Below are 24,850 nucleotides of genomic sequence, written 5' to 3' on the forward strand. Positions count from 1 at the left end.
CACGGCACCTGAGTTCGCCGTCCACGGATCATCCCGCCACCGTGCCGACCGGTGCTGCCGCGCCTTCCCGCCGCCCGTCGATACCCGCCTTCGACCGCGAGGTGCTGTTACATGCAAACCATCCTCTCCGCCGTCCTGCCCGACCTCTCCCGGGCCGCCGTCATCTGGCTGAGCCTGCTCGGGGTGGTAGCCGTCGTTGTCTCCGCTCTCCTGCTGCGACCCGGCCGGCTCCGCTTCGACCCGGGTTCCCGGATCCGGCGCGCCGCAATGCCGAGCCAACTTGAGCAGGCCCAGGAGGAGCGGGAGCAGAGCCGTTACGCGCAGGAGGTCGCGGTGGCCGCCGAGCGGGCGACCACCACCGTGCAGCGCCGCCGGGCGGAGTGGGTGGCCGCGCAGGAGGCGGTCGAAGCGGCCTGGTTGACGTACGAGGCGGCCGAGGCTGGCGTACGGCGGTTGGACGCGGCGGCCGCCATGCCGCTGCCGCACACCGCGCGGACCCCCGCCGAGTACGCGGACCGCGAGCGCTACCTGCACCGGGCGGCGCTGGATGCGTACTGGCGGCGGGACCTGTCGGTGGAGCAGCTCAGCGACGTCTTCGCGCACCGCGACGGCTGGGACCCGCGACTGCACCCGGTCGAGCAGGAGCTGGTGCTCCAGCGGGCGATCCGGGACAACCTGGCGGCCCGGCACGCCGCGGCCCGCGAGCGGGAGCAGAGCGCGTGGCGGGCGGCGGAGTTGGCGGTTGCCGCGGCTCGCAGTCTGCGCGAGGAGGCGCACGCCGCGAGCGGGCGACGGGTCGCCGAGTCCGCGTCGGTGCTGCCGCTGAGCGAGGTTGCCCGGCCGGTGGGCGCGCAGCCCCGGGAGAACGTCGAGCAGACCCGGGAGAACAAGGTGACCGCTCGCGGCCGTGCGACGGTGCCCGCGTTCTGAGCCGCGCGGGCTCGGGTGGGTTAGCGTGACGGCATGTCCCGACAGGCGTGGGTCCTCGTGGTGATCGCCAGCATCCTGGCGCTCGCCACACTGGTCGGTGCCGTGGTGCTGGCGGTGCGGGTGGTGCGTACCCGGCGGATGCTGACCGGGCTGGGCGCCGGCGGCAAGGTCGCCTTCTACGGGGCGCTGATCTACACGATCTTCCCGGTCGACGTGCTGCCGGACCCGATCTACCTGGATGACATGGGGGTCCTGGCCGCCGCGCTGATCTACCTGACCCGGCTGGTGCACCAACGTCGGGCGGCAGGTCGCCAGCTGCCCGGTCAGCCGGACGCCCCGCCGGATCGGGGCCAGGTGCGCCGCCGCGTGCCATGATCGGGGTCGGTTCGGCGGACAGGGGACGGGCATGGCGGGCGATCATCGGTTGGACGTGCACGATGAGCGGGTTGTCGCCTTCTGCGCCGAACGACACCTGGCGACGCTGACCACCCTGCGGGCGGACGGCACCCCGCACGTCGTACCGGTCGGGGTGACGCTCGACCCGGCGGCCGGCCTGGCCCGGGTCATCACCTCCGGCGCCTCCCGCAAAGCCCGTCAGGTGGCGGCTGCCGGCGAGGCTGGCGCGGCGGTGGCCGTCTGCCACGTGGATGGCCGCCGCTGGTTGACCATCGAGGGCCGCGCGGTGCTGCGGTCGGATCCGGCCGCGGTGGCGGAGGCCGAGCGGCGGTACGCCGAGCGGTATCGGACACCACGCCCGAATCCGGAGCGGGTGGTCATCGAGATCACCGTGACCAGGTTGTTGGGCAGCCTCTGAGCTGACCGTCTGTCCCCGATGACCGGTTCGGGTCGGGCAGGGACGCCGTGCGGGCCCGGTGCCCTCAGCCGGCGGAATTCTCCGTGGAGCAGAGCCGTTACGCCCTCGGTACGCCCAGGGCCGAGACCACAGGTGGTCGGCCCCCGTGTTGCGCCGAGCGCCATTCCCGGTGCTGCCGCCCTCCGCTTGTCGGAGCCGACAACCCCCGAACGGAGACTCGACCATGAACCCGATCGTCCAGAAGAGCGGCCTGTCCGTCGTCGGCCTGCTCGTCGCCGGCGGCTGCGCCCTCGGCCCGGCGGTGGCCGCGCAGGCCGCGCCGGCACCCGCCGCTCCGGCTTCGCCGAGCCAGACCGACAGGCACGCCGAGCGGGTCCTCGGCGTCGACTACCAGGCCCAGCCGAACTTCTACTACTGCGGCCCGGCCGCGACCAGGATCGCGTTGTCCGCCCAGGGCAAGGCGCTCTCCCAGGACGAGGTGGCCCGGCTGCTGGGCACCACCGAGGCGGGCACCCCCTCGGCCCTGGACACCACCCGGGTGCTCAACGAACTGACCGGCGGCAAGTACCGGACCACCGAGATCCGTGATTCGGTGGCCCGCCCCGACCAGGTCGAGCAGCTGCGCCGTGACGTGCTGGCCGCGGTCGACGCCGGCCGCCCGGTGGTGGCCAACATCAAGGGCACGACAGTGGACACCGACGGCAACCCGCACTCGTACGAGGGTGGCCACTACCTGACCCTCGTCGGCTACCGCGACGGTGGTGACACGATCCGGGTCGCCGACCCGGCCGACCCGGCGTTGGGCGAGTACTGGATGAGCCTGCCGAAGGTCGCCAACTGGATCGCCGAGCGCGGCTACTCCTCCTGATCCGGACGCTTCACCGGGCCGGCCTCTCCCGTGCGGGGAGGCCGGCCCGACCGTTGTCACGGCGGTTGGCGAGGTGCGCGCGTCGGCGGGCTCGGGCGGCTCGCGTCGGTGGGGCCCTGTGCAGTTGTCGGTGGAGTGGCGGGTGGATCTCCGCCTCGCCGGCTCCGGCCGCGCGGCGCACGATCCGGTTGGCGTCCTCCGGTTCGGAACCCGCTGCCCGGAGCAGGTCGCTGGCTGCGGTACGCAGCCCGGTGACGAGGGATTCGCCGAACGACTTGACCCCGGTCGCCGATGCCCGCCCGGCCAACTCGGCGCACTGCTCGACCAGTCGACGGGTGCGCTGGGTGTCGTCGCCGACCTTGCACTCCGCACGCATCTCCGCCACCGCCTGACCCAGTCGGGCCATCGCGTCCGGCAGCTCCGGTGGGATCGGCTCGTCGTACTGCAACGCGGTGGTCGACCAGCGGGCCATGGCGCGAGTGTCCAGCAGTAACCGCTCCAGGTGGCCCGCGCTGCGGGCGTAACGGTGGTACTGCTGCCGGCGGTGCCAGCGCACCGGGGCGATCGTCACCACCTCCTCGGCGCCGCTGAGCGCATCGTGCAACCGGCCCAGGTCGTCCTCGGTGCTGCGAAGCCGGTCGAGAACGCCCATGGTCCGGGCGACGTCGCGCTCGCGCATCGCCTGCGCCAGCTCGTCGAGTTGCTCGCAGAGGATCGCGAAGATCGGTGCCGCGGCCCGGTCCAGCACCCGCATCGGATTGATCGGCAACAACAGCGCGACCACCACCAGGCCGACCGCCCCACCGACGAGCGCGTCGAAGATGCGGGGCACCTCCAGGCCACGTTGCATCGGGGCCAGCGTGGCGATCAGCACGGCGGTACCGCCGGCCTGGCCGACGAGCGGACCACCCTTGCCGGCCACCAGCAACGCGCTGGCGATGGCCAACGCGACCACCACGCCGGTCTGCCACGGTCCCGAGCCGAGCAGGAATCGCAGCGTGTCGCCGATGATGATGCCCAGGGCCACGCCGCCCAACAGCTCGAAGGTCCGGCGGGCCCGCTGCCCGATGGCGGTGGCGATCGTACCGACGGCGGCGGCGGGGGCGAAGACGTGCGATCCCTGGCCGAGCAGATTCTTGGCGAGCAGGGCGGCGATGGCCGCGGCCAGCCCGGCCTGGATGGAGATCACCAGAGTGACCTCCCACTGCCGGGCCCGGATCCGGCCGGCCTGCCCGCCACGGTGCCGCACCCGCCGGACCGTCCGCTCGGCGGTCTCATCGAACCGCGACTGATCGCGGTCGGCGGGTGGGCGTTCGTCGGCCATGGCGGCGGTTACCCCGGCGGCGGCACAGCAATCGTGGCGGCCGGGCACCACAGCCCCCGCAGGTACCAAAAACAACGTCGTACGCATCGTCAACCGTGGGTTTGTGCAGCCCCGTGGGGGTACCAGAGCCACACACCTCCCACCGATCCGCAACCGGTAAGGGGCCGTGACAATGACCAATCCACCGAACACCGACGACCACGACGCCGTCGACATCCTGGTCTCCGATCATCGTGCGATCGAGGCGGTCCTCGTCGAGTTGGCGACCCGGCAGGGCACCGCCGAGCACCGCCGCCACCTCGCCGACGTGGTGATCGCCGAACTCGTCCGCCACTCGGTGGCCGAGGAGGCGTACGTGTATCCGATCGCCCGAAAGGTGCTGCCCGACGGCAACGAGATCGCCGATCGGGAGATCGCGGAGCACGCCGACGCCGAGCGGACCATGAAGGAGCTGGAGTCAGCCGACCCGTCCGACCCCCGCTTCGACGAACTGCTCGCCCACCTGACCAGCACCGTCCGACACCACGTGGCGGAAGAGGAGAAGGAGCTCTTTCCGCGGCTGCGCGCGGCGACGGCCCGGGAGGAGCTGGTCGAGATCGCCGCCCGGGTGACGGTGATCAAGGAGATCGGGCCGACCCGGCCGCACCCGGGAAGCCCGGAGCACCCACCGGCGAACAAGCTGCTCGCCCCCGGCATCGGCCTGGTCGACCGGTTGCGCGACGCGTTGAGCGGCCGGCCGACCACGATGGACGAGTTACGCGACAAGCGCTGATCCGCATCGTCCGGACCCGGCACTCCCGGGTCGCCGAGGCTCGGCGGCCCGGGAGAAGCGCGGCGGGTCAGCGGACCTGATCGCCCTCGCCGGTGCGCGCCTGGGCCTGGTCGACGCCCTTGTCGATCTGATCGCCGTACTTGCCGCCGGTGCGCTTGTCGGCCATGTCGCCGGCCTTCTCCGCACCCTGGTCGACCTGCTTGTCATGCTTGTCCGCGAAGTCCTTGGCCTTGTCCATGAAGTCACCCATGGCGTTCCTCCTCAGTCTGGTCCGTCCCCTTCGCGTTCCCTCGGCCGGACCACCCAAACGCCGCCGCTCCGGACGTGATTGGCGAACACCCACCGGCGTCACTCCGGCCGACGTACGATCCGCGCGGGCAACGGCCAGCGATTCGGGTGTCGGGGCACGACCGACCGGGTACCGACCTCGTCGACATCGAGGAGGACCGACATGGCCGCAGAGGTACCCGGACCGACAGGCGGCCCCGGGCCGCGCCAGACCTGGGCGGCGCTGCCGTGGCTGGTCCGGACCGCTGTGTTGTGGAGCGCCTGCCTGGTGGTGATCGCCGCAGGGCTGTACCTGCTCGGCCGGATCGCCGTCCTGTTGGCGCCGCTGGCCATCGCGCTGGCCGCCACCATCTTCCTCACCGCGCTGCTGGATCCGGTCCTGCTGCTGCTGCGCCGGTTGCGCCTGCCGACGGCGCTGGCCGCGCTCTGCACCGTACTGCTGCTGCTCGGCATCCTGGTCGGCGTCGGCGCTCTGGTGTGGAACCTGACCGCCAGCCAGTTCGATCAGCTCAGCCAGGAGTTGACGCAGGGGGTCGAACGCAGCCGGGACTTCGTGACGTCCACCCTTCCGGTCAGCGAGGCACAGCTGGACCGGCTGGTCGACCAGGCCCGGGAAGGGCTCAGCGGCAGCTCACCCGACCCGGTGGCCGGCGCCCGGACCGCCACCGAGGTGTTCGGCTCCGCGCTGCTGGCTCTGGTGCTGCTCTTCTTCCTGCTCAAGGACGGCCGGTCCATGTGGCACTGGGTGCTGTCCCGGGCGTCCGGCCCGAACCAACCAGTGCTGGCCGAGGCCGGCCGTAACGGTTGGCAGACGTTGGGCGCGTACAGCCGGGGAACCATGTTCATCGCCGCTATCGACGCGCTGGGCATCGGGCTGGCTCTCGTGGTGCTGCGGGTGCCACTAGCCCTGCCGCTGGCGTTGATCACGTTCCTCGGCGGGTTCGTGCCGATCATCGGGGCGACGGTGGCCGGCGCGGTGGCGGTGCTGGTGGCGCTGGCAGCCAACGGGCCGACCACAGCGCTGCTCACCCTCGCGGCGGTGATCGCCGTGCAGCAGATCGAGGGCAACCTGCTGGAGCCGCTGGTCATGAAGCGGCAGGTCCGACTGCATCCGGCGGTGATCCTGGTGGCGGTCACCGCTGGCACGCTGATCGCGGGTATTGCTGGGGCGTTCGTCAGCGTCCCGATCACCGCCGTCCTCTGGCGCGTCATCGACACCGTCCAACAGCGCCGCTCGGCCTCGGCTCTCCTGCCCTCGGAGTGATCATCATCGACCGAGGTGCGTGGTGAACCAGGTGCCAGCCTGATCGGCGACCTGCTCAAGGGTGCCGGGCTCCTCGAAGAGATGGGTGGCGCCGGGGATCACCCGCAACTCGCCGACCTCCCCCAACTCGGCCAGCGCCCGCTCGTTGAGCGTGATCACCTCTTCGTCGAGCCCGCCGACCAGGAGCAACGTCGGGGTACGCACCTGGGCCAGCGCGTTCCCGGCCAGGTCCGGCCGACCACCCCTGCTGACCACTGCGGCCACCCGATCGGCGCGGGACGACGCCGCGACCAGGGCAGCGGCAGCACCCGTGCTGGCCCCGAACAGGCCGATCGGCGCATCGCCGGCAGGACGCTCGACGGCCAGCCAGTCGACGATCCCGGCCAGCCGGCTGGCCAGCAGCCCGATGTCGAAGCGCAGTTCGGCTGTTCGCGCGTCCACCTCGTCCTCGGCCGGAGTGAGCAGGTCCGCCAGCACCGTCCCGAGCCCACTGTCGTTCAGCGTCCGGGCCACCGCCACGTTGCGCGGGCTGTGCCGGGAACTGCCGCTGCCATGCGCGAACAGCACCACGCCGACAGGCTGGGCGGGCAGCGTCAGGTCGGCGGGGAGTTGAGCGTCCCCGACCGGGATGGTCACGCTGCGCTGCTCGTCCATGCCCCACCTCCGCGTACTCGCCGGTGGCCCGGTTACCCCGCCAGCCGCCGGGCACGCACGCCGCGACGGCGTTCACCCGAGGCCGTGCGCCCGCTGCCGGGCCGCGTTTGTCGGCTGGGGCGCCGGGTACGCGACGAGCGACCGCAGACCGTGTCGGCGCAGCCGCGCCCCGACGGATCGCGAGGATCGCCATGGCCAAGCAGCAGATTTCCCGGCAGCAGCAGCTGACCGAGCGAGCCCAGCGTGAACAGGACGCCGAGCGCAACCAGGACGTCGGGGACCAGGATTTCGGCGACCAGGCCGCTTCGGCCCGGCTGCCCGACGACCCGAAGGCGGCGGCGCCCCGGGACGCGATCGGGCGTCCGTCCACCGGCGAGCCGGTCTGATCCACCTCGACCGGCGAGCCGGTCTGATCAACCTGGGCCGGCAATCCGGTCTGATCAACAGCGCGGGCGGGGCGGGAAGACTCCCGCCCCGCCCGTCACTGTTCGCGTTCGGGCAACCGCAGCAGCGGGGACCGGCCCGGTGGCTGCTCGGGCGGCGGGCCGGACGGCTCGGCCGGCGGCACCGGTACCGTCACCGGCTCGTCGCAGGTCACCCGCAGTACCTGGTCATGGTGGCGCAGCTCCACCACGTCGTCCGGGCCGCCGTGTCGCAGCGAGTACGTCGTCTGGTGCGGCCGGACATCCACCCGCAGCGACAGCCCCCGCCACTGGAGTGAGAACTCCAACCGGCTGAGTCGGCTGGACAGCCGGGGGGCGAAGGACAGCTCGCCGTCGTGGTCGCGTAGACCGCCCAACCCGCTGACCAGGGCGAGCCACGCGCCGGCCAACGACGCCATGTGGACGCCGTCGCGGGTGTTCTCGTTGAGGTCGTGCAGGTCCATCAACGCGGCCTCACGCAGGTAGGTGTGCGCGAGTTCGGGGTGGCCCACCTCGGCGGCGAGCACCGACTGGGTGCACGCCGACAACGACGAGTCGCGTACGGTGCGGCGCTCGTAGTAGAGGAAGTTGCGCACCTTCTCCTCGGGTGTGAAGGCGTCGCCCCGCCAGTGCATGGCGAGGACCAGGTCGGCCTGCTTCACCACCTGCTTGCGGTACAGCTCGAAGTACGGGTAGTGCAGCAGCAACGGGTACTTCTCCGCCGGTGTGTGCGTGAAGTCCCATTCCTGGAGTCGGGTGAAGCCCTCGACCTGCTGGTGGACCTCGAGCTCATCGTCGTACGGGACGTGCATGGAGGTGGCGGCGTCCCGCCAGCTCGCGGCCTCCTCGTCGGTGACCCCGAGGTGGAACGCCTCGTCCCGGTGGCGCATGACCACGTCGGCGGCGGCGAGCAGGTTCCGCTGCGCCATCAGGTTGGTGTAGACGTTGTCGTTCTTCACTGCGGTGTACTCGTCCGGGCCGGTGACACCGTCGATGTGGAACTGCCCGTGCCGGTCGTGGTGACCGATCGAGCGCCACAGCCGGGCGGTCTCCACCAGCAGCTCCAGCCCGATCTCCCGTTCCAGCTGGGTGTCCCCGGTGACCATCACGTAGCGGCGCACGGCGTCGGCGATGTCGGCGGCGATGTGGAAGGCTGCCGTTCCGGCCGGCCAGTACCCGGATGATTCCGGGCCGCCGATGGTGCGCCAGGGGAAGGCGGCGCCCTTGAGGTTGAGCGTCTCGGCGCGTTCGCGCGCCGATTCCAGCGTGCTGTGTCGCCACTGCAACGCGCTGCGCACCGCGCTCGGCTGGGTGTACGTGAGCACCGGAAGGACGAACATCTCGGTGTCCCAGAAGGCGTGTCCGTCGTAACCGGGGCCGGTCAGCCCCTTCGCCGAGATCGGCCGCTGCTCGGCCCGCGCGCCGGCCTGCAACACGTGGAAGAGCCCGAAGCGGACCGCCTGCTGCACCTCCGGGTCGCCCTCGACCAGCACGTCGGAGGCGTCCCAGAACGCGTCGAGGTAGTTGCGCTGCTCCCGGTGCAGCCCGTCCCATCCGTCGAGTCGGGCGCCGGCGAGTGCCGCGCCGACCTGGTCGCGCAACGCCGGCAGAGAGCGGCGACTCGACCAGCTGTACGTCAGATACTTGATCACCCGCAGCTTCTCGCCGGGCTGGAGCACGCAGGCGATGGTGGTCCGGACCCAGTCCTGGTAACCCTCGGACTCGATGGTGGTGTGGTCCGGGCCGTGCACCTCGTGCTCCATGGCGGCGGCGACCCGTAGACCGGAGACCTTCGTGCGGTGGATCAGCTGGCCGCCGTCGGGGGTGGTCAGCTCCTCCTCGGCCAGGAGAGGCGACTCCAGCACCGCCGCGACCCGGGGGTCCTTGCTCTGCGCGGGCAGCGATTCGTTCGCCACCAACTCGGACTGCACGATCAACCGCAGCGGGCCGTCGACGGCCTCCACCTCGTAGCTGATGGCGGCCACGGACCGCTGGGTGAACGAGACGAGACGGGTGCTGCGGACCTTGACCTCCCGGCCGGCGGGCGAGCGCCAGTGCAGCTCCCGGTGCAGCGTGCCGGCCCGCAGGTCGAGGATCCGCTCGTGGGCGATCAGCTCGCCGTAACGCACATCGAGCGGTTCGTCGTCGACCAGCAGCCGGATCAGTTTGCCGTTGGTGACGTTGACGATGGTCTGCCCGGACTCGGGGAAGCCGTAGCCCGCCTCCGCGTACGGCAGTGGACGCAGCTCGTAGAACGAGTTGAGGTAGGTGCCGGGCAGGCCGTGCGGTTCGCCCTCGTCGAGGTTGCCCCGCAGGCCGACGTGCCCGTTGGAGAGCGCGAAGACCGACTCGGACTGGGCCAGCACGTCCATGTCCAGCCGGGTCTCCCGGACGTGCCACGGCTCGACCGGGTAGGCGCGCTCCCGAATCATCCGGAGCCTCGTTCGGCGGCGAGCGGGTCGGTGGCGGTGCGGTTCGGCGCCGGAGGGTTCGCGCCGTCGAGCAGGTCGGCGAGGTCGGTCACCACGATGTCGGCCCCGTGGGCCAGCAGCTCGTCGGCCTGCCCGACCCGGTCGACGCCGACCACGTAGCCGAAGCCCCCGGCGCGGCCGGCGGCCACACCGGAGAGCGCGTCCTCGAAGACGGCGGCCTGCGTCGGATCGACGCCGAGCAGCCTGGCACCGGCGAGGAACGAGTCGGGGTGTGGTTTGCCGCGCAGCCCCTGCGTGCGGGCGACGATCCCGTCCACCCGCGCCTCCAGCAGCGGCTCCAGCCCGGCGGCGGCCACCACCTCGCCCCCGTTCGCGCTGGCGGTGACCACGGCGCGGCGGAGCCCGGCGGCGCTCGCCGCCTTCAGATACCGCACCGAGCCCGGGTAGACCTCGACGCCTGCGGTACGCAGACGGTGCAGCAGCAGGACGTTCTTGCGGTTGCCCAGGCCGTTGACGGTCTCCGCCTCCGGCGGGTCGTCAGGGCTGCCCTCGGGCAACACGATCCCTCGGGAGGCGAGGAACGACCGCACGCCGTCGGCCCGGGGGCGGCCGTCGACGTAGCGGTTGTAGTCCGGGCCCGGGTCGAACGGTTGGAACGGTTCACCGGAGGTCGCTGCGCGCTGACTGAGGAACTCGTCGAACGTCTGCGTCCAGGCGGCGTTGTGTACGCGGGCGGTCTGCGTCAGCACACCGTCCAGGTCGAAGAGACAGGCGGTCACGTGAGCAGGTAGGCCCAGCACGGTACGAATCTATCCACCCTGCTGGGCACGCAAACCCGTTTCGGCCGCCCTGAGGTGTTTCAGTTCGGTCGCAGCGTCCAGATCACTGTCATCTCCGAGGTCGGCTTGCCGTCCTCGGTGGTGATCTGGACCGTGACGGGGAATTCCGGTCGTCGACCGGCGGCCAACTCCTCGGTCACCTCGGCCGCCGGCCGGCCGAGTCGCGCGGTGGCCAGCACCGGACCCATGGCGAGTTTCCGGTAGGCGATCTCGGCCCGGACGGCCAGTGGCACGGCCTGGTCGAGCAGTCGCCCGAAGGCAGCCAGCACGACCGCGCCGGAGGCCGTCTCGCCGAGGGTGAACATGGCGCCGGCGTGCGGCCCGCCGATGTGGTTGTGGGTGGCCGCCGAGTCGGGCAGCCGGACGACTGCCCGCACGCCGCCCTCCGCCTCGGGTGCCACCTCGACGAACTCGATACCGAGCGTGCGAGCGAACGGCACCGCTTCCAGCATGCCGGCCGCCACCTGGCGGGAGTCGATAGTCATGGCCTGACGTTACTCACCGGTAACCAGGCCGGCAACCAGCGACTTCGCCGCCATGGCACGGTCAGACGTCGTCAGCGCCAACCCACGTCGATCCGGTCGCCACGCTCGTCGAAGAAGTGCAGCGCGTCCATCCGTACCGAGACGGCGAGCGGGTGACCGGCGCTGACCGCCGGGTACGGCGCCAGCCGCACCGCCAGCTCCGCCGGGCGGCGGTGGTGCCGGCCCGGATCGGGCAGCACGCTGGTCTGGACGCCACTGGCCGGAGCCTCCTGCGCGTCCACCGGCTTGCCGGTGAGCCGCTGCATCACCGAGCCGAAGCGGCGTAGGCCGCGTTGGCCGACCGGCGGCGGGTCGAGCGGAGCACCCATCTCGTCGACCACGATCGCGGTCGCGCCGATGTCGAGGAACGCCAGCGACTCGTGCCCGTGGTGCTCCAGGTAGCGGATCCGCCCGCGCAGCACGTCGCCTGGGCTGTCCGGTGCGACCGGGGTGAGCGCCTCGGCCCGCATGCCGACCACGATCCGCTCACCGTGGTAGTGCGCCACCGCCCGACTGCGGATGTCGTTCCAGGGCAGGTAGAGCGACTGGTCACCGAGGTTGAGCGTGACGTACCGGTCGAGATGGACGTAGACCGACGCCTCCAGCAGGTTCATCCGTGGGCTGCCCAGGAACGCCGCGACGTAGAGCGTCGCCGGCCGGCCGTACACCTGGGTCGGTGTGCCCACGTCCTGAAGCACGCCGCGACGCATGATCGCCACCCGGTCGGCCATGGTGAGCGCCTCGGCCTGGTCGTGCGTGACGTAGACAGTGGTGACGCCCAGCTCGCGGGTCAGGCCGGAGATCTCCGCGCGCAACTCGGCGCGCAGGCCGCTGTCCAGGTTGGACAGCGGCTCGTCCATCAGGAACAGGCCGGGCCGGCGGACGATCGCGCGGCCCATCGCCACCCGCTGCCGCTGCCCGCCGGAGAGCTGACCCGGCTTGCGGGCCAGCACGTCACCGATGCCCAGCGCGCTCGCCACGTCGCTGACCCGCTCGCCCCGCGGCTCCGGCTCGACCCCCGCCAGTCGCAGCGGGAAGGCGATGTTGTCGCCGACCGTCATGTGCGGGTAGAGGGCGAAGTCCTGGAAGACCATGGCGATCCGGCGGTCGCGTGGGGGGAGGTCGTTCGCCAACTCCCCGTCGAGCATCACCGCACCGGTGGTCGGCTCCTCCAGCCCGGCGATCATTCGCAGCACTGTCGACTTGCCGCACCCGGACGGCCCGAGCAGCACCAGGAATTCGCCGTCGTTCACATCGAGGTTGATGCTGTCGACGGCCAGCGTGCCATCTCGGAAAACCTTGGTCACATCCTTGAGCGTGACGGTGCTCACCGTCTTCCCCCCCAGCGCGCGTTGGCCGAACCCCCCAAGACTGTGACCAGGATCATGGGTTTGTGACATCGGGTAAACGTCTCATGTTCGATCGATGACGCTGCTATTACACGACAGAAACCGCGATCAGCAGCGCGTTGACCGCTCGTCCGGCTCCCCGAGGAACACCCGCCGCACCACGCGCTCCGCCGCCCGCCCGTCGTCCAACGTGCAGAACCGGTCCCGGAAATGCTCGCGGGCCTTGGTCGCCGCGTCCGAGCGCACCCCGTCGGTGCGGAACAGATCGAGCAGATCGGCAAAAGTGGAGGCCACCGCGCCCGGCGGTTCGGCGGTGACGTCGAAGTAGACCCCCCGGGCCAGCCGGTACGCCTCCCAGTCCGGGGTGTAGAGCACGATCGGCCGGTCCAACACCGCATAGTCGAACATGGCCGACGAGTAGTCGGTGACCAGCACATCCGCCACCAGGTACAGATCCTCCACCCGTTGATGGCCGCTGACGTCCCTAACCCGCTCCCAGTCCCTCGGCTGGCCGGGGCGTCGATCACGGTCGTGGAAGTAGTGACTGCGCATCAGTAACCGGCCCGAGTCACCCAGCGCCTGGACGAACCGGTCCGGGTCGAACGGTGGCCGGTAGCCGGGCAGGTGCTCGCGGTGCGTCGGGGCGTACAGGACGACCTGTTCGTCGGGGTCGAGGCCGAACTCCGCGCGGAGTCGGCGCACCTCGTCCGGGCCCGCGGTGACCAGGCGGTCGTTGCGCGGGTACCCCACCTCCAGCGTGGTGTACGTGGCCGGGTACGCCCGGTCCCACATCTGGGTGGAGAAGCTGTTGGCGCTGACGCTGTAGTCCCAGCGGTCCACCCGGCGCAGCAGCCCGGCGAAGTCCATCCGACCCGCGCCGATCGGGTGGCGCTGCTGATCAAGCCCCATCACCTTGACCGGCGTGCCGTGGTGGGTCTGCACGTGCACCTGTTCCGGTCGCTTGCGGACGAAGTCCGGAAAGTTGACGTTGTTGACCAGCCACCGGGCGCGGGCGAGCACCCGGTAGTACGCCGGCGTGCCGGCCACCACGTACTCCACTCCGGCCGGCACGGCCTCCACCCGGTCCCGGCGCACCACCCACACCCCGCGCACCCCCGGCGCCAACCGGCGGGCGACCTCGTAGATGGCCGCCGGGTTGCAGGAGTAGCCCCGGTACCAGTACGCGGCGTACACCGCGAGCGTCGGGTCGACCGGCCGCCGCAACTCGGCCCGGTAGTACTCACGCAGCAGCCCGTCCCGGGTCAGCCGGGCACCGCGCCGGGCGACCGGGCCGACAGTGCGCCGCGCGGTGCGGGCCCGTCGACGGGCGGCGTCACGGGCCCGGCTGGCGGCTCGCAACGCGCTGAAGGTGCGCCACCGGCCGGAGGCGACAAGCTTGTGCTTGATCCCCTCGACCCCGTCCGGCACCGGATAGCCGCCGGGCGGCAGCCAGCGCTCGTAGTCCGCGGTGATCTGCGCGAAGAACGCCTCCCGCAGTTCCGGGGCGATCCGCTGACCGTTGCCGAGCACTGTCAGGTAGTGCCAGATCATCCGTTCGAAGACCGCCGGCCGCAGGGCCTCCGTCGCCGGCCCCCACGCATCCATCAGGTGGAAGACCCGGTGCCACTGCGGGAACACCTCGAAGTGCCGGTCACCCCGGGTCCGGGTGATCGCGCCGGCGCGGCGCTGGCGGTAGTTGACGCAGACCCGGTCGAGTACGCCGATCCGGTGCGCGGCCATCAGCACCGGGTAGCTGAAGGAGACATCCTCGTACCAGCCGGGCGCGAAACGCAACCCCAGGTCGGTGAGGAACTCCCGCCGGACCAGCCGGTTCCACGCGGTGTGCAGCAGGTGCATCGCCTGCGGCCGGTCCCGCAGGCGGAAGGTGCCCGGCCCCGGGGACTCCGGAAACACCTCGGCCATCGCGCTGCGGGTGGCGGTGTTGTTCCAGTGGGTGCGGACGTGGTCGACCAGCAGGACGTCCGGGCGGGTGACCCGCAACCGTTCGGCGACCTCGGTCAGACACTCCGGAGCCAGCCAGTCGTCGCCGTCGAGGAACCACACGTACTCGCCGACGGCCCGGTCCAGCCCGATGTTCCGGGCCGGACCGAGGCCGACGTTCTCCGGCAGCCGGACCGAGTGGACCCGCTGGTCGCGGGCCGCGTACTCGTCGATGATGTCGCCGCTGGCGTCCGGGGAGCAGTCGTCGACGGCGATCACCTCGATGTCGGTCTCCGGCTGACCGAGGATGGAGTCCAGGCACTCCCGCAGGTATCCCTGCACCCGGAAGGCCGGCACCACGAAGCTGATCAGAGTCATCCGGCCGCCCTCCGTCAGCGCGGCGCGGCACCTCCAGCGCCCGCCGGCGCCACCGACGCCCGCGCGCTACGGGCCGGTCGCACGAACCAGGCCAGGACGACGCTCACCACGAAAACCACGAGAAGGTACGCACCGAGTGTAGCCAGTCCGACACCCGCAATACCGGCGATCGCCGCGAGGGCCAGCAGCACCGAACGCCCCTCCCAGCCCAGCGTCGCCGCGTGCAGGGGCGGTGCCGCCTGCCGCTTCTCCAACCGGGCGGTCAGGTCGTAGTGGTGCACGGTGAGCACGAAGACGTACCCGAAGATCAGCCAACCGGGTGCCGCACCGACCACCCCGACCGCGATGGCGAACAGGTACTCGGCGGCCCGCAACGCCGCGGGCACCAGCCAGTCCAGCGGGCCGTTGTGCGCCGCCCCGGCCCCGAGGCCACCGATGAGCAGCACCAGCAGTGCCACCGGCACCGCCCAGCGCAGCCCGTCCGGGGCGTCGCTCAGCAGCGCCGCTACCAGAAGCACCGCCGGGCCGAGCGCGGCGATGACCGCCAGGGTCAGTGGCCCCATCGGGCGGACCACCGGCAGCCAGCGGGCCAACGGGCCGTCATCGCGGTGCAGGGTGGCGTCGACCGTGTCCAGCACCGGCACCCACATCCACCGGGCCCGCAGGGTCCGCAGCGCCCCGGTGTACGCGAACGCCAGCACCCCCCAGACCAGCACGGCGATCAGGCTGACCAGTGGGTTGAACAGCGCCACGGTCAGCGCGATCAGCGCCCACCGCTCACCGATCGGGAAGACCACAGTCCGCTTCAGCCAGTACGACACCGACCCGGTGTCCGCCTGCACCCGGGTCGACGCGGCGTTGAGCCGGTCGCCGATCCCGCCGCTGGCGTTCGTGGCCGTACGCGGGCGGCGGGCCGCCTCGTCGTGCAGCACCCCGTACCAGGTGTCGGTCATGTGCCGGACGGTCTGCAACGTCATCGCGGCGATCGCGAGCGCCCACCCGTTGCCCAGCCCAGCGTGGCTCACACCGAAGCCCAACCCGGCGTAGACCAGGTACTCCTTGGCCCGGTCCGCCATGGTGTCCAGCCAGCCACCCCAGGCGCTGAAGTGCCGGGTGTAGCGGGCCAGTTGGCCGTCCACGCAGTCGAGCACGAAGCCGAGGTAGAGCAGCACCGCGCCACCGACCAGCGCGGGCCGCCCACCGACCCCGAACAGCACCGCCGCGCCAAGCGCGAAGAGCACCGAGATCACCGTCACCCCGGTCGGGGTGAGCCGGAGCCGGGCCGAGAGCCGGACCAGGTACGGCGACCAGGTGCTGACGAAGTAGGTGGAGAAGAAGTCGTCCTTCTCCTTCACCGACAGCCGCAACTCGGCCCGGTCCTCGTCGACAGCGGTCACCGCCGCCTCGGCAGCGGTCAGCCCGGCCGGGTCCTCGACCCGGTGGGCGACGAGCAGGCGTACCCGCTGGGCGAAGACCAGGGTGCCGAGCGCCGTGAGGCCCGCGAAGAGCCGGTCCACGGCGGACCCGGGGCCACCGGCCGCAACCGACCCGCCGGCCCCGACCCCGCCGGCCGCCGGCAGCGGCGCCACGTCTCCGGCCGGGCCGATCGGCGCGGCGACGGGAAGCATCCCGGACGCGGCGGCCCGGGCGGCGGCCGCGAGGGTCGGCAGGTCGTCCACGCCGACCCGCAGCGCGCCGCCGAACACGCCCGTGGCAGCCCCGTCGAGGGCGTCCAACGCGCCGGCGTCGACCACCTGGCCGCGCTCCTCCCGCACGGCGGTCCGACCGGGCACCGGCGGGTCGCCGAGCACCAGCGCCACGGTGGGGCCCACCGGGCTGGTGGCCAGGTGCCGCAGTACGGCGGTGTGCGCGACCAGGTCGGTGCCGGTGATCAGCACCGGGGCGGTCGCGGTGGTGACCAGGTCGGACAACTCGTCGAGGGTGGCGGCGAAGCGCACCTCGTCCGCCCCGGCCAGGCGCAACTGGGCGGCCAACCGGTCGGCCAGTGGCTCACCTGTCGCCGTGGTGAGGCCCGCCGTGGTGAGGCCCGCCGCGGACGTTCCGGCGGCGAGCACGATCGCGAGCGTCACCGCGGAACCGCTGCGTGGTACGCGTCGAGCGCCTCGGCGATGGTGCCGTCGAGCGTCAACCGGCCCGCGTCGAGGTACAACCCCCGACGGCAGAACCGGGTCAGGTCCTTTTCGTTGTGTGACACCAGCACCAGCGTGCGCCCCTCCCCGAGCAGACGATCAATCGTCGCGTAACACTTCTTGCGGAACTCCGCGTCCCCGACCGCGGTCACCTCGTCCATCAGCAGGATCGGGTGCGGCAGGTGCGAGATGATCGCGAAGCCGAGCCGCACCTTCATCCCCGACGAGTAGTGCCGCACCGACGTGTCGATGGCCCGTTCCACCTGCTCACCGGCGAACTCGACGATCTCGTCGAAGTGCCGCTTCAGGTAGCTCGTCGACAGTCCGTGCAGCCCACCGACCAGGTGCAGGTTCTCCCGCCCGGTCAGGTCGTTGGAGAAACCGGCGGACAACTCCAGCAACGGCGCCACCGCGCCGTGCACCCGGATGTCGCCCTCGTCCGGGATGAGCACCCCGGCGATCAGCCGCAGCAGTGTGCTCTTGCCGGTGCCGTTGCGCCCGATCACCCCGACGGTCTCGCCGGGCTGCACTGCGAACGACACGTCCCGCAACGGCCAGAACTGGCCGGGCAGCGCGCCACGGGCGCCCCGGTGGATGAACAACTCCCGCAGGCGGAGCTGACGGCGACGGTTGCGGACGAACCGAATGCCCAGGCCGTCCGCCTCGATGATCGGCGCGGCCACCTCAGAGCTCCTTGAGCACGGCAGGCTCCAACCGGCGGAACGACCACCAACCGGCGGCCAGCACCAGCAGGCTGCCGACGATCGTGGTGGCGAGCAGTCGGGCGTCCGGGAACTCGTCCGGGTACCAGATCGCGTGGTGCAGCTGGAAGATCCCGACCAGCGGGTTCAGCTCGTACACCACCTTCAGCCAGCCGGGCAGCCCGGACTCCCGGACCAGGCTGAGCGGGTAGATGATCGGCGTGGCGTAGAAGAGCACCCGGATGATCAGCCGCATCAGCCGTTCCACGTCGCGCATCAGCACGTTCCACGCGGACAGCAGCAGGGCGAGCCCGGTCAGCAGAACGGCCTGGACGGCCACCGCCAGCGGCAGGGAGAGCAGCGACCAACCCGGGTGGATCCGGCCGTGCACCGCGTAGATCACCGCGATGGCGATCAGGATCGGCAGGCCGGCCGCGTACTCGGCGAACCGGCCGGTGACCCGGCCGATCGGAAACACCTGACGCGGCACGTTCATCGTGGTGATCAGCCGGGACTGGCCGGTCAGCGCGTTCGTCGCCTCACTCAGCGCGGAGCTGGTCCACATCCAGGCGAAGATGCCGGTGATCAGGAACAACGGGTACGACCCGGCCGCCTCACCGAGGTGCCGACCGGTGTCCCGGGAGTAGAGCACCCCGAAGACGAACCAGTAGATGGCGCCCATGCCGAGCGGCTCGATCAACGACCAGAAGTAGCCCAGCACCGACTGCTGGTACTTGACCGCGAGATCCCGCCTGACCAGGATGCGCAGCGAGTTGCGGTGCGACCACAACGCCGCGACGCCAGAGGTCACCGCAGCCTCCCGCCTCCTGAAACGGACGACAGGTTAGCAGTCGGTGAACGATTGCCCCGAATCGACCGGACTCAGCACTCGATCACGTTGACGGCCAAACCGCCACGCGCCGTCTCCTTGTACTTGACCTTCATGTCGGCGCCGGTCTCCCGCATGGTCTTGATGACCTTGTCCAGCGACACCTTGTGCACCCCGTCGCCGCGCAACGCCAACCGGGAGGCCGTGATCGCCTTGATGCTAGCCACCGCGTTCCGCTCGATGCAGGGGATCTGCACCAGGCCACCCACCGGGTCACAGGTCAACCCGAGGTTGTGCTCCATCCCGATCTCGGCCGCGTTCTCCACCTGCTCCGGGGTGCCACCGAGCACCTCGGCCAGCCCCGCCGCCGCCATCGAGCACGCCGAACCGACCTCACCCTGACAGCCCACCTCGGCGCCCGAGATCGAGGCGTTCTCCTTGAACAGCACACCGATCGCGCCCGCCGTCAGCAGGAACCGCACCACACCCTCGTCATCGGCGTCCGGCACGAACCGGGTGTAGTAGTGCAGCACCGCCGGAATGATCCCGGCCGCGCCGTTGGTCGGCGCGGTGACCACCCGGCCACCCGCGGCGTTCTCCTCGTTGACCGCCAGCGCGAACAGGGTCACCCAGTCCATCGCGTGCAGCGGGTCGGCCGACCCGGCCTCCGCCTCCAGGCCACGCCGCAGCTCCGCCGCGCGCCGGCGGACCTTCAACCCCCCAGGGAGTACGCCGTCGCGCTCGCAGCCGTTGCGCACGCACTCCTGCATCACCCGCCAGATCTCCAGCAGACCGGCCCGGATGTCCGCCTCGCTGCGCCAGGAACGCTCGTTGGCGAGCATCACCTCGCTGATCGACAGCCCGGTGCGGGTGGTGACGTCGAGGAGTTGCGCCCCGGTCAGGAAGGGGTACCGCACCACGGTGCTGTCCGGCTTGATCCGGTCCGCCCCGGCAGCCGCCTCGTCCACCACGAACCCGCCACCCACCGAGTAGTAGGTGCGGCTGCGCAGCTCGGTGCCGGCCCGGTCGTACGCCGCGAAGGTCATCCCGTTCGGGTGGTACGGCAACGACCGGCGGCGGTGCAGCGTCAGATCCCGATCCGGGTCGAAGTCGATCTCGTGCGCGTCGAGGATGTTGATCCGCCGCTCGGCCCGGATCCGCTCGACCCGAGGACCGACGGTGTCCGTGTCGACGGTCTCCGGCGACTCGCCGGCCAACCCGAGCAGCACCGCCGGACCACTGCCGTGGCCGTGCCCGGTGGCGCCCAGCGAGCCGAACAGCTCGGCCTGCACCCGCGCCGTGTCGCTGAGCAGCCCGTCGGCCTTCAGCCCTCCGACGAACGTCCGCGCGGCCCGCATCGGCCCCACCGTGTGTGAGCTGGACGGCCCGATACCGACGCTGAAGAGGTCGAAAACACTGATCATGGCTGCGCTTCCTCGCCGTCGTCCCGGCGTACGGGACCCGGCCGGGTCGTGACCGCCGGTCTGGCGGCCCCGCTCGTGACCGTCCGGGGTATGGGGTGCCGGCCTCCCGGGGTGTGGAAGGCCGATCTACCAGCCTACCCGCCCAGCTCACCCGCCACCCGGTCCGGGACGTGAACACCCGACCACCGTCTCCTGCCCCACGCCCCGCCCGCCACGCCCGCCTGGCTGCGGCGGGCGGCTCGGGGAGGCGTCAGCGAGGGGTTGCCCGGGTAAAGCACCTACGGGTCCACGGGTCGCCGCTCCTCCTCGGGACCGAGGGCGAGGTGGCCATCCCTTTCTACCGTGGATTGCAGACGCGGCGCACCGCCGCAGAGTGGGAGTACGACGATGAGTCGCAAACTGGTTCGGCCCCGCGAGGGGCGCATGATCGCTGGTGTCTGCGCCGGTCTCGGGCGGCGGTTCGGCATGTCGGCCGGAATGGTCCGGCTGCTGTTCCTGCTGTCGCTGCTACTGCCCGGCACGCAGGTGATCGTCTACCTGATCCTGTGGGTGCTGATGCCGAACGAGGACCGCTACCTCGCGTCCACCGGACACTGATCCGCCCAACACTGACCCACCCGCCACGGTCACACCCCACCCCGGGCGGCGGATCTTGGGGGAGGACGCGGCGGCGGTAGAGACGGGAGCGCCCGCTCCGACGGAGGTCGGGGCGGGCGCTTCGGCGTACGGAGGGCAGGTCAGGGGGCGATGTAGGTGACAGTGATCTGCTGGTAGCCGAGGGAGCGGAGCAGCCCCTCCAGCATCTTGCGGGTGTTCTCCTCGGCTCGGGCCGAGAGCCCGCTGTCCCGGGCGGCGGCGGTGATCCGGTCCTCGGCGAGCTTGTAGACCTGCTGCTGCCGGTTGGGGTCGTTGCCGACCAGGTCACCGAGTCGGTTGAGCAGACCGCGCTGCTCGGCGAAGACGTAGCTCTTCTCCATGTCGAGGTTGGTCTCACCGAGTTGCGGAGCGGGCAGTTTGATCTCGACGGACTTGCCGTCGGCGGACTGGACGACGGCGCCCTCACCGATCTTCGTGAAGTCGACGTACGCCTCGACACTGCCGGCCCCGACGAACAGGGTGCGCTCGTTGAGCAGGAAGTCCGGAACGTTGCGCCTGTCGTTCTGCGTGTCGACCACGACCTGGAAGTTGCCCTCCGCGGCCACGTAGCGGCTCAGGTCCTGGATCGACTTCAGCAGCGGTGGCTGACTGCGGTCGGTCTGCTCCTTGGCGAACGGGTTGCGGAACTCCGGCAGAATGCCGGTCGCCTGGATGCCGAGCAGCACGACCACTGCCAGCGCGGCGGCGCCGAGCAGCAGGAGCAGACCGCGGGCCGCCCCACCGCCACCACCACCGACGGGGCCATCGCCACCGCTCGTCGGGCCACCGGGATCTCCAGGCCCACCGGGGCCAGCGGGTCCACCGGGACCGGCCGGCTCGCCGGGGCCACCCGGCGTGTCCATGGTCCACCCGGTTGTAGCGGTCGACCGCGCCTTGAGATCGTCACCGGTCGGGTAACCGGGGAACTCTCTCGTGGGCTCGTTGCTGCCAGCGTCGCGGGCCATCACGCTCACCGTCCTCGTCAGACACGTCGTCTGTCAATGACGGTACGGCCCCGATACGACAGTCGCGCGGCGAGCGCCAGGAAGTGACAAACGAGCAGGTCAGGCGAACGCGGAGAGCCCGGTCAGCCGCTGCCCGATGACCAGTTGGTGGATCTCGGAGGTGCCCTCGTAGGTCAGCACGCTCTCCAGGTTGTTGGCGTGCCGCATCACCGGGTACTCGCCGGAGACACCGTTGGCGCCGAGGATGGTGCGGCACTGCCGGGCGATGGCCAGCGCCTCCCGCACGTTGTTCAGCTTGCCCACGCTGACCTGCTCGGGCCGCAGCCGCCGGGCGTCGGCGAGCCGGCCCAGGTGCAGCGCGAGCAGTTGCCCCTTCACCAACTCGACGGCCATGTCGGCGAGCTTCGCCTGGGTGAGTTGGAAGCCGGCCAGTGGGCGACCGAACTGGGTGCGGGTGGTCGCGTACTCCAGTGTGGTTTCGAGGCAGTCGCGGGCCGCGCCCACCGCTCCCCAGACGATGCCGTAGCGGGCCTCGGTGAGGCAGCTCAGCGGTGCCTTGAGCCCGACCGCTTCGGGTAGTTGGGCGTCGGCCGGGAGCCGGACGTCGTCGAGCACGATCTCGCCGGTCACCGACGCGCGCAGCGACATCTTTCGGCGGATCTCCCGGGCCGTGACGCCGGGGGTGTCCATGGGTACGGCGAAACCCCGTACGCCCTCGTCGGTGCGCGCCCAGATCACCGCGACGTCCGCGATCGGGGCGTTGGTGATCCACATCTTCCCGCCGGTGAGAACCCAGTCGTCGCCGTCGCGGCGGGCCCGGGTGGCCATCGAGGCGGGGTCGGAGCCGTGATCCGGCTCGGTCAGGCCGAAGCAGCCGATCGCCTCACCGGTGGCCATCGACGGCAGCCACCGCTGCTTCTGCTCCTCGCTGCCGTAACGCCAGATGGCGTACATGGCGAGCGATCCCTGCACGGAGACCAGGGAGCGGAGGCCGGAGTCGCCGGCTTCCAGCTCCTGGCAGGCCAGGCCGTAGGCGACAGCGGAGGCGCCGGCGCAGCCGTAGCCGGTCAGGTGCATGCCGAGCAGGCCGAGCTTGCCGAACTCACGGGCCAGGTCCCGGGCGGGCACCCGGCCGTCCTCGTACCAGTCGGCGACGTGGGGTCGCACCCGGTCGTCGACGAGTTGGCGGACGACGTCGCGGATCTGCCGCTCCTCCTCGCTGAGCGACGGGTCCAGGTCGAGCAGATCCAGCGCAGCGGTCATGGACGCCACCCTAACGAAGGTTCAGCGTGGGAAAGAAGGGCTCGTCACTCGATGGGCCCGGAGAGCACCAGCACCCGCGCGTGGATCTGGTTGCGCTGCTGGAGGGCTGCGCGCAGCGCCCGGTGCAGCCCGTCCTCCAGGTAGAGCCCGCCGTTCCACTGCACGACGTGCGGGAAGAGGTCACCGTAGAAGGTCGAATCCTCGGCGAGCAGCTTGTCCAGCGCCAACTCGCGCTTGGTGGTGATCATCTGATCCAGGCGCAGTGGCCTCGGCGGGATCTCCGCCCACTGCTTGAGCGTCAGATTGTGCTCCGGATAGGGACGCCCGTCCCGGACCGCTCTGAAGATCACGACGGCACGCTCCCCTCCCCGTGGCCGGGCCGACCGACGGCGCCGAGCCGGGCCGCGGCGGGCACCGCGCGGCGCGGCACCGATGACCGTGCCAGCCTAGCCGCCCAGCGCACGCTACGTTCTGCTCCCTGATGTCAGTTTCGCTATCGCTCGTCCGATCCTGAACCGGACGAACGGGACGTCAGCGTCAGTTCCACCGACCGCGCCGCACCACCTCGTCCATCGGACGACGTCCACGGCGCAACGATGGTGACCGATGGTCGGCCGCACGGTAACCGATTGTGACGGCACCGATGGGTTGGTACTCCGCCGGCACGCCGAACGCGTCCCGGTAGGCGGCGATCCGCTGCTGTGGAATGCCGAAGAAGCACGCCCCCAGCCCCTCGTCCACAGCGGTGAGCAGCATCAGCAACGCCGCGAAGCCGGCGTCCACGTGCCAGTACGGCACCGGCCACCGGTCCGAGGACTGATCCGTCCAGCCCTTGTCCGGCTCCGCGTACCGCCGCAGGTAGGCCGACTCGTTGGCGTGCGGCACCACGATCACTGGTGCCCGGCGCATGCCCGCGAGCCAACGCTCCCGCCCGCCGCCATCGGGCGTGGTGGCCGCCCAGAACCGCTCCCGATCGGCCAACTCCTCCAACACCAGGAAACCCCAGCCCTGGGCGAAGCCGGCCGACGGCGCGCGGACCGCGTGGTCGAGCAACCGGTCCACCACGTCGGGCGGGACCGGGCGGTCCGGGTCGTAGTTGCGCACCATCCGCCGCCGGCGGACGACCTCGGCGAACTCCATCAGGCGCCGGGGCGGATGCCCCAGGCACCTCGCCAGGTCGCGCCGGACTTGAGGGTGAGCAGGTCCTTGCCCGACCGGAACGCGTCCGGTGGGCAGGTCATCGGCTCGATTGCCACCGAACGGCGGTGCCGCTCGCCGGTGAGGGCGTCCCCGGTGAACACCTGCCACCAGCCGAACTCGGCGTCCGCCCAGATGCTCACCGCGGCCGAACCGTCCGGCGCGGCGAGGCTCACCGACGAACCGCCGTCGGCGTCGGAGATCACCTCGCCGAAGCAGGAGTCCAACACGGCAGCGCCGATCCGGCGGGGGCTGGTCCAGTCGTACTCGGTGCCGGCCACCGGGGTGACCCCCACCGGCAGCAGTCGACCGTCCACCAGCACACGGCTGCGGGTGGGCAGCCGCATCACCAGGTCGTCCACCGCGACGCCCGGCAGTTGCAGGTACGGGTGCACGGAGAAGCCGAACGGGGCAAGCTCCCCGCCGATGTTCGTCACCTCGTGCTCGGCGCGCAGCCCGTCCGCGTCGACGCTCCACCGGCTGCGCAGCCGCAGCGGCCACGGGTAGCCGGGCTGCGGCGGCAGGTCGTATCCGACCGTCACGGCGTCCGCCGACTGCTCCAGCAACTGCCACGGCACCCAGTTGACCAGCCCGTGGATGGCCACGTGCCGCTCCGGCTCGGTCAGCGAAAGCTGGTGCGTCCGCCCGTCGAACGAGTAGCGACCATCGCGGATCCGGTTCGGCCACGGTGCCAGCACCTGCCCGGTGCAACCGGGGCAGACCTCGTCGGTCTGGTACCCGTCGAGCAGGTCGACACCGTTGTGCCGGTACGTCCGGAGCCCACCGCCGACCTCCACGATGACGGCCTCGTGGCCGGCGGCGGAGATGGTCCACTGGGCGCCGGAGAACGGGCGCGGATCGGGGCTTTCCATGCCGGCGACACTAA

At 71.3% G+C, this 24,850-nt stretch carries 25 protein-coding genes; 8 read left to right on the plus strand and 17 right to left on the minus strand.

The features are described from left to right. Positions 1-111 precede the first annotated feature (111 nt). The 4 genes from ACFYPG_RS08875 to ACFYPG_RS08890 all read left to right on the plus strand — a co-directional run bounded on the left by ACFYPG_RS08875 (position 112) and on the right by ACFYPG_RS08890 (position 2,612). Positions 112-930 carry a hypothetical protein gene (locus ACFYPG_RS08875; RefSeq protein ID WP_355004991.1) on the plus strand — a complete coding sequence of 273 codons (819 nt, stop codon included), beginning with the start codon at positions 112-114 and terminating at the stop codon, positions 928-930. Between the two features lie 33 nt (positions 931-963). Then, entirely contained in the window at positions 964-1,305 is a 342-nt protein-coding gene (locus ACFYPG_RS08880) for a YkvA family protein (protein WP_091395179.1), read from the plus strand. Between the two features lie 31 nt (positions 1,306-1,336). Further along, positions 1,337-1,744: a TIGR03618 family F420-dependent PPOX class oxidoreductase gene (locus ACFYPG_RS08885; RefSeq protein ID WP_355004990.1), complete on the plus strand. Its 408-nt coding sequence runs from the start codon at positions 1,337-1,339 to the stop codon at positions 1,742-1,744. A 223-nt stretch (positions 1,745-1,967) separates the two neighbouring features. Continuing rightward, entirely contained in the window at positions 1,968-2,612 is a 645-nt protein-coding gene (locus tag ACFYPG_RS08890) for a C39 family peptidase (RefSeq protein ID WP_355004989.1), read from the plus strand. A gap of 10 nt (positions 2,613-2,622) precedes the next feature. Here ACFYPG_RS08890 and ACFYPG_RS08895 read toward each other — a convergent pair whose 3' ends face one another. Then, positions 2,623-3,936 (minus strand): FUSC family protein, encoded by a 1,314-nt coding sequence (locus ACFYPG_RS08895; protein ID WP_355004988.1) that lies wholly within the window; start codon positions 3,934-3,936, stop codon positions 2,623-2,625. 172 nt (positions 3,937-4,108) lie between these two features. Here ACFYPG_RS08895 and ACFYPG_RS08900 point away from each other — a divergent pair, with 172 nt between their 5' ends. Then, the gene (locus ACFYPG_RS08900) at positions 4,109-4,708 is read left to right on the plus strand and encodes a hemerythrin domain-containing protein (RefSeq protein ID WP_355004987.1); all 600 of its coding nucleotides are present in this window, start codon (positions 4,109-4,111) and stop codon (positions 4,706-4,708) included. A 67-nt stretch (positions 4,709-4,775) separates the two neighbouring features. Here ACFYPG_RS08900 and ACFYPG_RS08905 read toward each other — a convergent pair whose 3' ends face one another. Continuing rightward, a complete protein-coding gene (locus ACFYPG_RS08905; RefSeq protein ID WP_091395189.1) occupies positions 4,776-4,958 on the minus strand; it encodes an antitoxin in 183 nt (60 codons plus the stop codon). Positions 4,959-5,159: 201 nt separating this feature from the next. Here ACFYPG_RS08905 and ACFYPG_RS08910 point away from each other — a divergent pair, with 201 nt between their 5' ends. After that, positions 5,160-6,260 carry an AI-2E family transporter gene (locus ACFYPG_RS08910; RefSeq protein WP_355004986.1) on the plus strand — a complete coding sequence of 367 codons (1,101 nt, stop codon included), beginning with the start codon at positions 5,160-5,162 and terminating at the stop codon, positions 6,258-6,260. Between the two features lie 3 nt (positions 6,261-6,263). Here the strand turns inward: ACFYPG_RS08910 and ACFYPG_RS08915 are convergent, their stop codons facing one another. Then, positions 6,264-6,914, minus strand: a complete 651-nt coding sequence (locus ACFYPG_RS08915) for an alpha/beta fold hydrolase (RefSeq protein WP_355004985.1) — start codon at positions 6,912-6,914, stop codon at positions 6,264-6,266. Positions 6,915-7,105: 191 nt separating this feature from the next. Between ACFYPG_RS08915 and ACFYPG_RS08920 the strand changes: the two genes are divergently transcribed. Continuing rightward, positions 7,106-7,300: a hypothetical protein gene (locus ACFYPG_RS08920; protein ID WP_355004984.1), complete on the plus strand. Its 195-nt coding sequence runs from the start codon at positions 7,106-7,108 to the stop codon at positions 7,298-7,300. 95 nt (positions 7,301-7,395) lie between these two features. Here the strand turns inward: ACFYPG_RS08920 and ACFYPG_RS08925 are convergent, their stop codons facing one another. From ACFYPG_RS08925 to ACFYPG_RS08965, 9 genes are all read right to left on the minus strand, one after another. Continuing rightward, complete coding sequence (locus ACFYPG_RS08925; RefSeq protein ID WP_355004983.1) at positions 7,396-9,768, minus strand: glycoside hydrolase family 65 protein; 2,373 nt, start codon at positions 9,766-9,768, stop codon at positions 7,396-7,398. Then, positions 9,765-10,568: a beta-phosphoglucomutase family hydrolase gene (locus ACFYPG_RS08930; RefSeq protein WP_355004982.1), complete on the minus strand. Its 804-nt coding sequence runs from the start codon at positions 10,566-10,568 to the stop codon at positions 9,765-9,767. Before ACFYPG_RS08930 ends, ACFYPG_RS08925 begins: the two co-directional genes overlap by 4 nt. 59 nt (positions 10,569-10,627) lie before the next feature. Further along, positions 10,628-11,092, minus strand: coding sequence for a DUF4442 domain-containing protein (locus ACFYPG_RS08935; RefSeq protein ID WP_355004981.1), 465 nt, complete (start codon positions 11,090-11,092; stop codon positions 10,628-10,630). A 71-nt stretch (positions 11,093-11,163) separates the two neighbouring features. Beyond that, a complete protein-coding gene (locus ACFYPG_RS08940) occupies positions 11,164-12,462 on the minus strand; it encodes an ABC transporter ATP-binding protein (protein WP_355004980.1) in 1,299 nt (432 codons plus the stop codon). 126 nt (positions 12,463-12,588) lie between these two features. Further along, complete coding sequence (locus ACFYPG_RS08945) at positions 12,589-14,799, minus strand: bifunctional glycosyltransferase family 2 protein/CDP-glycerol:glycerophosphate glycerophosphotransferase (RefSeq protein ID WP_355004979.1); 2,211 nt, start codon at positions 14,797-14,799, stop codon at positions 12,589-12,591. 14 nt (positions 14,800-14,813) lie between these two features. Continuing rightward, on the minus strand, positions 14,814-16,889 hold the full coding sequence (locus ACFYPG_RS08950) for a DUF5941 domain-containing protein (RefSeq protein ID WP_387351216.1): 2,076 nt from the start codon (positions 16,887-16,889) through the stop codon (positions 14,814-14,816). Further along, positions 16,886-17,632, minus strand: a complete 747-nt coding sequence (locus ACFYPG_RS08955) for an ABC transporter ATP-binding protein (protein ID WP_355004978.1) — start codon at positions 17,630-17,632, stop codon at positions 16,886-16,888. Before ACFYPG_RS08955 ends, ACFYPG_RS08950 begins: the two co-directional genes overlap by 4 nt. Position 17,633: 1 nt before the next feature. Beyond that, positions 17,634-18,461, minus strand: coding sequence for an ABC transporter permease (locus tag ACFYPG_RS08960; protein WP_112581809.1), 828 nt, complete (start codon positions 18,459-18,461; stop codon positions 17,634-17,636). Between the two features lie 71 nt (positions 18,462-18,532). Beyond that, positions 18,533-19,903 (minus strand): L-serine ammonia-lyase, encoded by a 1,371-nt coding sequence (locus tag ACFYPG_RS08965; RefSeq protein ID WP_355004977.1) that lies wholly within the window; start codon positions 19,901-19,903, stop codon positions 18,533-18,535. Between the two features lie 387 nt (positions 19,904-20,290). On the opposite strand from ACFYPG_RS08965, the gene ACFYPG_RS08970 reads away from it, so the two are divergent. After that, on the plus strand, positions 20,291-20,500 hold the full coding sequence (locus ACFYPG_RS08970) for a PspC domain-containing protein (protein ID WP_030486383.1): 210 nt from the start codon (positions 20,291-20,293) through the stop codon (positions 20,498-20,500). Positions 20,501-20,640: 140 nt separating this feature from the next. Here ACFYPG_RS08970 and ACFYPG_RS08975 read toward each other — a convergent pair whose 3' ends face one another. From ACFYPG_RS08975 to ACFYPG_RS08995, 5 genes are all read right to left on the minus strand, one after another. Continuing rightward, positions 20,641-21,504 carry a DUF4230 domain-containing protein gene (locus ACFYPG_RS08975; protein WP_355004975.1) on the minus strand — a complete coding sequence of 288 codons (864 nt, stop codon included), beginning with the start codon at positions 21,502-21,504 and terminating at the stop codon, positions 20,641-20,643. Between the two features lie 99 nt (positions 21,505-21,603). Beyond that, complete coding sequence (locus ACFYPG_RS08980; RefSeq protein ID WP_387351219.1) at positions 21,604-22,767, minus strand: acyl-CoA dehydrogenase family protein; 1,164 nt, start codon at positions 22,765-22,767, stop codon at positions 21,604-21,606. Between the two features lie 44 nt (positions 22,768-22,811). Next, on the minus strand, positions 22,812-23,117 hold the full coding sequence (locus ACFYPG_RS08985; RefSeq protein WP_091395231.1) for a type II toxin-antitoxin system VapB family antitoxin: 306 nt from the start codon (positions 23,115-23,117) through the stop codon (positions 22,812-22,814). A 187-nt stretch (positions 23,118-23,304) separates the two neighbouring features. Then, positions 23,305-23,907 carry a nitroreductase family protein gene (locus tag ACFYPG_RS08990; RefSeq protein WP_387351221.1) on the minus strand — a complete coding sequence of 201 codons (603 nt, stop codon included), beginning with the start codon at positions 23,905-23,907 and terminating at the stop codon, positions 23,305-23,307. Continuing rightward, on the minus strand, positions 23,907-24,836 hold the full coding sequence (locus ACFYPG_RS08995; protein ID WP_387351223.1) for an aldose 1-epimerase family protein: 930 nt from the start codon (positions 24,834-24,836) through the stop codon (positions 23,907-23,909). Before ACFYPG_RS08995 ends, ACFYPG_RS08990 begins: the two co-directional genes overlap by 1 nt. Between the last annotated feature and the right edge of the window lie 14 nt (positions 24,837-24,850).

Source organism: Micromonospora sp. NPDC005553 (assembly GCF_042871765.1).
GTDB lineage: Bacteria > Actinomycetota > Actinomycetes > Mycobacteriales > Micromonosporaceae > Micromonospora.

Excerpts from the sequence above, each read along its gene's own strand:
- ACFYPG_RS08915 (WP_355004985.1), bottom strand. The coding sequence starts at position 6,914 with ATGGACGAGCAGCGCAGCGTGACCATCCCGGTCGGGGACGCTCAACTC.
- ACFYPG_RS08980 (WP_387351219.1), bottom strand. The coding sequence starts at position 22,767 with ATGACCGCTGCGCTGGATCTGCTCGACCTGGACCCGTCGCTCAGCGAG.
- ACFYPG_RS08935 (WP_355004981.1), bottom strand. The coding sequence starts at position 11,092 with ATGACTATCGACTCCCGCCAGGTGGCGGCCGGCATGCTGGAAGCGGTG.
- ACFYPG_RS08875 (WP_355004991.1), top strand. The coding sequence starts at position 112 with ATGCAAACCATCCTCTCCGCCGTCCTGCCCGACCTCTCCCGGGCCGCC.
- ACFYPG_RS08965 (WP_355004977.1), bottom strand. The coding sequence starts at position 19,903 with ATGATCAGTGTTTTCGACCTCTTCAGCGTCGGTATCGGGCCGTCCAGC.
- ACFYPG_RS08885 (WP_355004990.1), top strand. The coding sequence starts at position 1,337 with ATGGCGGGCGATCATCGGTTGGACGTGCACGATGAGCGGGTTGTCGCC.
- ACFYPG_RS08970 (WP_030486383.1), top strand. The coding sequence starts at position 20,291 with ATGAGTCGCAAACTGGTTCGGCCCCGCGAGGGGCGCATGATCGCTGGT.
- ACFYPG_RS08905 (WP_091395189.1), bottom strand. The coding sequence starts at position 4,958 with ATGGGTGACTTCATGGACAAGGCCAAGGACTTCGCGGACAAGCATGAC.
- ACFYPG_RS08925 (WP_355004983.1), bottom strand. The coding sequence starts at position 9,768 with ATGATTCGGGAGCGCGCCTACCCGGTCGAGCCGTGGCACGTCCGGGAG.
- ACFYPG_RS08910 (WP_355004986.1), top strand. The coding sequence starts at position 5,160 with ATGGCCGCAGAGGTACCCGGACCGACAGGCGGCCCCGGGCCGCGCCAG.
- ACFYPG_RS08895 (WP_355004988.1), bottom strand. The coding sequence starts at position 3,936 with ATGGCCGACGAACGCCCACCCGCCGACCGCGATCAGTCGCGGTTCGAT.
- ACFYPG_RS08975 (WP_355004975.1), bottom strand. The coding sequence starts at position 21,504 with ATGGCCCGCGACGCTGGCAGCAACGAGCCCACGAGAGAGTTCCCCGGT.
- ACFYPG_RS08990 (WP_387351221.1), bottom strand. The coding sequence starts at position 23,907 with ATGGAGTTCGCCGAGGTCGTCCGCCGGCGGCGGATGGTGCGCAACTAC.
- ACFYPG_RS08995 (WP_387351223.1), bottom strand. The coding sequence starts at position 24,836 with ATGGAAAGCCCCGATCCGCGCCCGTTCTCCGGCGCCCAGTGGACCATC.
- ACFYPG_RS08880 (WP_091395179.1), top strand. The coding sequence starts at position 964 with ATGTCCCGACAGGCGTGGGTCCTCGTGGTGATCGCCAGCATCCTGGCG.
- ACFYPG_RS08920 (WP_355004984.1), top strand. The coding sequence starts at position 7,106 with ATGGCCAAGCAGCAGATTTCCCGGCAGCAGCAGCTGACCGAGCGAGCC.
- ACFYPG_RS08900 (WP_355004987.1), top strand. The coding sequence starts at position 4,109 with ATGACCAATCCACCGAACACCGACGACCACGACGCCGTCGACATCCTG.
- ACFYPG_RS08945 (WP_355004979.1), bottom strand. The coding sequence starts at position 14,799 with ATGACTCTGATCAGCTTCGTGGTGCCGGCCTTCCGGGTGCAGGGATAC.
- ACFYPG_RS08890 (WP_355004989.1), top strand. The coding sequence starts at position 1,968 with ATGAACCCGATCGTCCAGAAGAGCGGCCTGTCCGTCGTCGGCCTGCTC.